The 8,115-nt window shown below is 52.1% G+C and carries 5 protein-coding genes; 1 reads left to right on the plus strand and 4 read right to left on the minus strand.

Annotation, left to right across the window (positions count from 1 at the left end; all coding sequences use genetic code 11):
• Window positions 1–154 precede the first annotated feature (154 nt).
• Window positions 155–1,015, plus strand: a complete 861-nt coding sequence (locus tag NTX71_11975) for a hypothetical protein (protein ID MCX6340616.1) — start codon at window positions 155–157, stop codon at window positions 1,013–1,015.
• A 10-nt stretch (window positions 1,016–1,025) separates the two neighbouring features.
• Here NTX71_11975 and NTX71_11980 read toward each other — a convergent pair whose 3' ends face one another.
• From NTX71_11980 to NTX71_11995, 4 genes are all read right to left on the minus strand, one after another.
• Complete coding sequence (locus NTX71_11980) at window positions 1,026–2,570, minus strand: hypothetical protein (protein MCX6340617.1); 1,545 nt, start codon at window positions 2,568–2,570, stop codon at window positions 1,026–1,028.
• 1,497 nt (window positions 2,571–4,067) lie between these two features.
• Window positions 4,068–5,381, minus strand: a complete 1,314-nt coding sequence (locus tag NTX71_11985; protein ID MCX6340618.1) for an SLBB domain-containing protein — start codon at window positions 5,379–5,381, stop codon at window positions 4,068–4,070.
• A gap of 201 nt (window positions 5,382–5,582) precedes the next feature.
• Complete coding sequence (locus tag NTX71_11990) at window positions 5,583–6,137, minus strand: BMC domain-containing protein (GenBank protein ID MCX6340619.1); 555 nt, start codon at window positions 6,135–6,137, stop codon at window positions 5,583–5,585.
• Between the two features lie 195 nt (window positions 6,138–6,332).
• Entirely contained in the window at window positions 6,333–7,703 is a 1,371-nt protein-coding gene (locus tag NTX71_11995) for a phosphomannomutase/phosphoglucomutase (protein ID MCX6340620.1), read from the minus strand.
• Between the last annotated feature and the right edge of the window lie 412 nt (window positions 7,704–8,115).

The following is an 8,115-nucleotide window of genomic DNA, read 5'->3' on the forward strand; positions in this document are numbered from 1 at the left end:
TTTTAACAAATGGTGAAACAAAGGAGGCTCTTTTTGTGTCCGCATCCTGCAAAAAAGTTGAAGGTTGCATGTCGCTCATTCTTGTAGGTATTCAACAAGTTACGAAATCATCAACTCGATACTCGCCGATTTCGGGTTAAAGGAGGATTGAAAAATGAAAACAAGAGTTGTTTTTTATGCGGTAGGTGCTCTGGTTTGTTTGGTAGGCGTATTGTGGGCGCCCGCTACTGCAGATTGCTATAATTGCGAGGAATGCGAGCATGCGGAATATGCGGATGGATCAGAGGGTGATTTCCATGTTGGTATGCAGTTATGGGTAAACGGCAATTTAAGTTTGCCAAGCGGCAAGGGATATTTTTATAAAGGACTCTACTTGGAAAACGGCATGGACGTTGGCTCCGGCAATGTAGTGATAGGATCAGGTAATTTAGCTTTAGAAAGAGGCAAGGGATATTTTTATAATGCAATCTACTTGGAAAACGGCATGGACGTTGGCTCCGGCAATATAGTGATAGGATCAGGTAATTTAGCTTTAGAAAGAGGCAAGGGATATTTTTATGGAGGAATGTACTTGGAAAACGGTTTGGATGTTGGCTCTGGTAATCTTGAAGTACATGGAAGAAACATACTTGATGAAATTGATTGGATTCTGGAAAACTGTTGTGAAAGCAAATCTATGCGGGGGGCAGAAAGCGCCGAAGGAGGCAAATCAAGCCCCGTGACAGCAAAAGATAGCACTATCTTATCCGCGGGGCAAGCGCAGTTGTCTAAAGGTAGTGCGATCATTATGTTCGATGAGGTATTTTCTAAAGAGGCGGATGAATCAAAACCAGTTATTGTTGTAGTTACTCCGACTAGCGCGGATTGTAATGGCATGGCAGTGATGAAGACAGAGATAAACGAGGTACGCAAAGGGCAGACATTCTCCGGCTTTTATGTTGCTGAGCTCAATGGAGGTAATTCTAACGCGACTTTTAACTGGCAGGCTGTGGCGACAAGGAAGTCAGAGAAGTAACCCTAATTTTCTATTTTCGCGCGCAGTGATCGGTTGGCACACGCTGGGCGATTTGAATATACGGCGATCGAATTCCGTTCCCGAATCCCCGGAAGAATTCACTTCGGCAGTTTTTAGGAACAGGCATTTTCGGGAGGGAGAAGCCAGTATGCCAGATGGCCTGAGCGGAACCGGCAGACTGCCCTATGCCATAAAAAACGGAAGACAGGTATTCGCGGGGAACCATGAATACTATATCCGCTGCGCGGTGCCACATGAGCGGCTTCTCGATCTCATAACGCAGACAGAGCACCCGACCGAGAGCGGTGAAAAGGTAGCTACGCCGTGATTCGTCCACGTGGGAGGCTATGTCTATGATCTCTTTTATATTCTTGGATGTCCGGTCGACCACCTCGGCCCTCAGTTCCTCCGGTTTCTCATAGGGCTCTTCCTCCTCAATTGCTTCCCACCAGTGAACCTCGGTGAAGCCGTCCAGAAAATCCATTCGGTCGCACTCAGAGGCAATTTGATCCGACAAAGTGAGTCCATCGTTGATATGCGCTCCCCAGTATTGTTCTTTCTGTGACACTCGCCAGCCAAGCATATAGTAGCTGTATCCATTGAGCCTGAGTCCTTCATGTCGGCGGGTGCTGATTAGTTCAGAAAAGATGGGGTGGATTGAGAAAACGCATATAATGCCAAGCATGACGAAAGAGGCGATACGGGAAAAGCGCCTTGGCGAAACAGCCATTTCACTAAGAAGGAGTGTTATTGCGCAGAGAACGAACGGAAGGCATACCGAAAAATAGCGGTAGTTTATAAAATACCCCTTAACTGCGCCTATTCTTGACTCAAATCCGCAGATTGCCATCGTTAATGGGAAAATGATTAGATATACAGCAACGACGGTACGGGGGAAATCCTGAATTTCCAGCCGGCGTCTTCGTTCGGAATTCCGAAAAATAATTGTCGCAATAGCTCGGCCGGTGCGATAGAACAGGAAGGTGACCGATGAAATGGCGATTAAGGAAAATATAAATGCATATGCCGATGAGAGCGAGGTGGATATGCTGTGGTTGAACCAGTAAGAATCGAAGAATATGAGCCAGAGGCAATTCCCTAAACTATTGAATAAGCCAGAATGGCAGCCCGGCTTTGTGTTCATGAGTTCCAAGATACTCCTAACTCCCGAAAATCCAGTCTGTAAGTTGAAGAACAGCCATGGAGAGAATCCAATAATGAAGGCGATGAGCAGGATTGCCATTGTCTTCTTGCCGCTCTGGCGTGTTCCGATAAAGATCCATGTAATCAGGCAAGCCGCAATGGAAAATACCGAGAAGTATGAAAAGAACAGTGCAAACCCAGAAACAGCCCCGAAAAGACACAATGTTGTCCGGTAGGAGGCCATGTAGCGCGGAGCCGCGAGAGATGCGGCGTGTCCACTGGCCGCCTGCTGAAACCGGCAGAAGAGAAGAACAATGGCGATATCAAATAAGGGGTTCTGCGTGTGGTGGGCGCTGCACCAGAGCGTGAGCCTGATAAGGCCCGGTGGCCCGACACAGAGCAGTATGCCCATGATAACTGCGCTGCGCAGATGGAAAAAACGGAGAAGCAATAAATACCATAGAGCGAATGCGGCGCACGCAAAGAGCAGGGCGGTGATCTTCAATGAAAAATAGCTGGGCCCGAAGAGCGCGAACACGGGTGCGGCAGCCAATCCGAATACCAGGGAACCCCCTTCATGGGGGTGATAGATATATTCACGAATCGGCATTATCAGGCCATGAATGAAGCTGTGGGTGATAGTTCCCATATAAAGCTCTTCGATATCATTGTAATAGGTGTCACTAAATTCGAGCAAAATGATTCTTAGCGCAATAAAGGAACTGAATAGAATTATAAATGGGCATTTATAAAGGTGTGTGCTTTTGTTCATGAGGCTAATAAGCTGTCTTCTCGGTGACGATAAATTGTTTATGGCGACTACCCCCTCACAACATTTAACAGAAGGAGACTGTCATGAGTAAGAAACCTAAACTATGGTGTTTATACCGCACGAGATGGTTGGTGGCTCATAATATCCTCCACGATCTAATTCACGGGAAGATAACGAAAGCCAATGCAAAGAAACGCTATTATAAACAACTTCGCGCTGCGGAGAAGATAGCTTGCAAGTCGGCCTAAAAAATATAGACCCAGACGGTTTTATGTGGCGACAAATCACCACCGGTACCGCCCTTCATCTTCTTATCGTTGATGAAATGCGATTCTATATCCTAAGCATCAGACAGAGAATCCGCTTGCCATTCCGCCCAACAGCCTGTGTTTTTCTTCTCGTCTTCCTTCCATTGTCGTTTGCGTTCTTTTGGATCATGAGTGAGACCAATCTGCCAACAAGAATAAGACGTTACTTTAGATTCAATTGCGGCAATGATATCTGCTTCTTCATAGTCCAGCCTCCTTTCGTATAAAATTATATCAAGAAATAGTGATGAAACGGCAGCGAAAAACGGAAAGATGATGCATTTGCTTCTTGGCTTTTAACCGACGTTCTAAGGGAGGATTGAAAAATGAAAAAGGGATTTAGTTCTTGGGCAGTAAGCGGCATGTGTTTTTTTGGGGGCATCTGTTGGCTTCCGACTAATGCGTTTTCTTGGTCGCCGCCAGATGGATTTGTTGACACACCATATTTATGGACAAACAACCTGGAATTCGACGGGTGCGTGGGTACTGGAATGAGTCTTGCGGAGGGGTTAAGGACCGGTTGTCTTCTCTCAGCTTCCCCCCGAACGGAAACAACTCCGAAAATAAATACCCCGTCTGACGATCTTTAGTCCGATACATCTCAGCTCTCCTTTAGTGTATAACTGCACGGGTTTCGGGCACCTGTCCCGAATTCCCGTGCATTTTATCCATCATTCTGGAGAGCATTGTACATCATATCTACTTGCCTTGTATGATATTATATATATTTTTAGACTTTTTCAGGAGACCCTAAATAGAACTTGAGATTACTATTTTACCTCCGTGTTCTCCGTGCCTCCGTGGTAGAAAGTTATATGCATCGATCTGCCTAGGCGCGGATGCCTATCTCCTCGGCGCTCACGCTGGAAACGACGCCGCTGATGCTCGCGTGAATGGGCGCCCCGAGGCCCCCTTCTGGCACATCGCCGATCATCTGTCCCGCAGCGACCTTCTCCCCTACCTTCACCAACGGACCGCACGCGACACCGACATGCTGTTTCAGCGGGATATTCACCGCGGCCACCTCGAGCGGCTCGCTCACCATTGGGGCGTCAACATCGTACTCCTCAAGCTGAAAGCGGGAGACAAGGTCGTGCACCGGAGGACGCCTGAAACTCCTTTCCGGATGCGGCTCCAACCGCTTTCTCTTGTGAATCGGAGCCGCCCCGGAATTCTTGAGGCCGTCGATAAAGGCCTTGATGATCCTCTCGGGAGAAAGCATCGTCGGGCAGGCGTACATACCACAGAGGCCGCACTGGCAGCAGAGGTACGACTGGGCAACGATCGCCGGGTCGATCTCCTCAACTGCCTGGTAGGCGACGGCGCGCATGATCGCGTGGGGTTCCAGCGCGTGGCCGAGGAGGAATCGCGGGCAGAGGTCGGTGCAAAACCGGCATCCCTCGCAGGCCGATCTGGCGCTTTTCACGTCACGGTCGATCGGCTTTCTCTTGTACCGTACCAGCTTGTGATCCACCGGCAGGACGATCACGCTCGTGGTCGTCTTCATCACCACGCCCTTCGATTCAGATCCCATCATCGGTCCGCCATCGATCACCGCGTAGGGCGCGACCGTCGGGCCGCCCGCCGCGGCGATCGCGTCCCCGACAGGGGTGCCCACGGGCGCGATGATCGTCCTCGGCTCCCGCACCGCGCCCGTGACGGTGAGCCACCGGTGCGTCACCGGCTGCCCCTCCCTCGCGCGGCAGATGTTGACGAGCGTGCCCACGTTCTGGACCACCACGCCGATGTCGATGGGAATGCCGCCCTCGGGGACGATCTTCCCGAGGACATCGCAGACGAGGGCCTGCTCGTCGCCGGCGGGATAGTAATTCTCGAGGAGGTGAATGTCGATGCCGTCCCTGCCCGGGCACCCCTCGAGCGCGATGACCGCCCTGTGATATTTTTCCTTGAGGGCGATGATGCCCTTTGTCGCGCCGGTGGACTGCATCACCAGCTTCATCCCCTCGACGATCTCGCACGCGTAGAGGGTCATGAGCTGCTGATCCACGCGGAGGAGCGGTTCGCACTCGGAGCCGTTCGCAATCACGCAATCAGCCCGTGCGCTCATCTTCTTCCAGGCAGGGAAGCCCGCCCCGCCCGCGCCGACGACCCCGGCAGTTCTGACCTGATCAACTATACTCATCATTTACACCCTATGATCCATGCCTCACCGCAGATTAATCAGAGATTCACCACTGAGAACACTGAAGCCACAGAATATGAGAAATATAATTCAGTAACTTCAGTGTCTTCAGTGGTTTACCAGTTGAATCCGCGTTTATCCGCGTTCATCTGTGATGGAATCTCATCTTCGGAATCAGCATAATCCGCGGTTTCTTATCTTTTATGACTCCAGAAACTTCGACACGCACTCGTGCGGGTGCTCGATGATGATGCTGTTGACGAGCCCCTGCATCTCCTCGGCAGCGGCCCTCCCGGCCGCCAGGGCTGCCTCAACCTCGTGCTGTTTTCCGGAAAAGACAACGATGCACTTCCCGCCCTGTGCATTCGCGAGCCGGATTTCAATAACCGCTACACCCGCCGCCTTGGCACCCGCGTCTCCCGACCGGATGCACGCCGGCACGCCGTAGGTCTCGATGACGCCGACGGACTTTATTTCTCCATACTCAGGGACACCGTTGATCGCTGCTACTACCCGGGGGTGGACATGGGGCAAGAGGTGGTGTTCGGTAATCGTTTCACCCAGCTCGGAATCCAGCGCGGCGGAGAGCGAAGATTTAAGCGCATCCACATCGCCGGTGAGCATGACGATGTATTTCCCGGGGCACACTGTCCGCGAATCCAGGAGCTTCACCGCGGCCTGTTTCACGAGCATGTCCGACAGGGCGATCCCTGCCGCCACGCTGTTAAATTCGAGAGTGAGAAGCGCTGGGTCCATACAATAAGAAATCCCAAATCCCCGCCTGCCGGCGGGCAGGCAAAATCCCAAATCCCAAACGAAAATGACAGATGACAAAGCACAGATGACAAAATCTGCAAAGGGTCAAAAGGCAAAATTCAAAACAATCAATACTCAGAGGGATTGTTTTGATTTTTTAGTTGTAATTTTGCCTTTTGCCTTTTCACTTTTGAATTAGATTTCCGCCTCCGGCAGGTACTCCTTCAGCTTTCCGGCCACCAGTCCCTTGATCTCCTCCAGCCGTTCGGCTGTCTCCGCCTCGAAACGGAGGACGAGGACGGGCTGCGTGTTCGAGGGGCGCACAAGGCCCCACCCGTCCGGGAACACCACCCGCACGCCGTCGATATCGAGCGTGTCATAGTTCTTGTCGAAGTACTCCTTGAGCTCCTTGACGATATTGAACTTCTTGTCGTCGGGGCACTCGAGCCGTATCTCCGGGGTGGTGTAGGTCTTCGGGATATCCGAGAGCAGTTGCGAGAGGGACTTGTCAGTGTTGGAGAGGATCTGAACCAGGCGGCACGCGGCATACGTGGCATCGTCGTAGCCGAAATAGTTGTCGGCGAAACAGACATGCCCGCTCATCTCGCCGGCGAGGGGCGCCCCCTCCTCCTGCATCTTCTTCTTGATGAGCGAGTGGCCGGTCTTCCACATGATCGGGATCCCGCCCGCCTTTCTGATCTCAACCGTGCAGAGATGTGAACACTTGACGTCGAAGATCACCTTCGCACCGGGCAGTCTGCTCAGCAGATCGCGCGCGTAGAGGATGAGTAGCATGTCCACCCAGATAATCGTGCCCTTCTCATCGATCACGCCGATCCGGTCGCCATCCCCATCGAAGCCTATCCCCACATCGGCCCTGAGCGCGAGCGTTTTCTCACGCAAATCCTTCACCGCTTCGGGGAGTGTGGGGTCGGGGTGATGATTAGGGAAGTGGCCGTCCGGATCGCCGTACATGCAGGTCACATCGCAGCCGAGATCGCGCAAAATCTGAGGGCTCGTCGGGCCCGTGGTTCCGTTCCCGGCGTCCACCACCACCTTGATCTTCCTATTCCCCATCCTCGTGCGCGATTTAACGGCGCGGCAGTAGTCATCAACGACCGAGGTCTCTTCCACCCGCCCCTTCCCCTGGAGAAAGTCTCCCGACTCAATGATCTCCCTGACCTCCTGGATTTTTTCTCCGTATATCGTTGACTTCCCCTCGGCAACCTTGAATCCGTTATATTCGGGCGGATTATGGCTCCCGGTGATCATCACCCCGCCCTGGATCTCCTTCCCGAAGAGAGAGAAGTAGAGCATGGGCGTGGTGACCATGCCGATATCCACCACGTGGAGGCCGGTCGCCATGAGACCATTCAGAATGGCATCACGGTAGCTCTTCGAGCTCAGGCGCACGTCGCGCCCGAGCGCAATCTTCGTGATGCCCTTCCTGCCCAGGTATGTTCCCGCCCCCTTCCCGAGGAGCTCCACCGTTTTGTCCGTGAGGTCCTTTCCCACAAGTCCACGGATATCGTATTCCCTGAAAATATTCGCTGGTATCTTCGCCATATTTATCATCCTCCTCACATGCGCTGCCCTGCGCATATGCTGGTAAAAAAGGAAATGATGCGTCTCCCGCACTCACGTACCGCCTTGAAGAGGAAACAGAGCGACTCAGATTATCCGATCCATGGTGAATAGTCAACCGCGGTCTGGAACGTGTGTCCAGCCAAAATAGAAATGTCCCCTTCTTACCAAATTAGAAATGACCCCATGACTGTTCCATCTCCCCCCAATGTCTGGGGGGAGAGGGTTAGGGTGAGGGGGGATAGAAAAGAGTTACTCTTCCCCTCACAGAGCCACTTCCTGGGGAAAAACCGCGATTTTTGGTTTAACATTACTTCGCCCCCCTCCTAAAATGCCCTACAACAAACGATCTCATTGTGGTGAGGCTACCAACACTGGCCTGATTTTGTACTGC

This window comes from Candidatus Auribacterota bacterium (genome assembly GCA_026392035.1).
In the GTDB taxonomy this organism is placed as follows: Bacteria; Auribacterota; Tritonobacteria; order UBA1439; family UBA1439; genus JAPLCX01.

What these genes read in the sequence shown, in the direction of transcription:
- NTX71_11975 (MCX6340616.1), top strand. Translation starts at nt 155, where the DNA reads ATGAAAACAAGAGTTGTTTTTTATGCGGTAGGTGCTCTGGTTTGTTTG.
- NTX71_11980 (MCX6340617.1), bottom strand. Translation starts at nt 2,570, where the DNA reads ATGGGCATACTGCTCTGTGTCGGGCCACCGGGCCTTATCAGGCTCACG.
- NTX71_11985 (MCX6340618.1), bottom strand. Translation starts at nt 5,381, where the DNA reads ATGAGTATAGTTGATCAGGTCAGAACTGCCGGGGTCGTCGGCGCGGGC.
- NTX71_11990 (MCX6340619.1), bottom strand. Translation starts at nt 6,137, where the DNA reads ATGGACCCAGCGCTTCTCACTCTCGAATTTAACAGCGTGGCGGCAGGG.
- NTX71_11995 (MCX6340620.1), bottom strand. Translation starts at nt 7,703, where the DNA reads ATGGCGAAGATACCAGCGAATATTTTCAGGGAATACGATATCCGTGGA.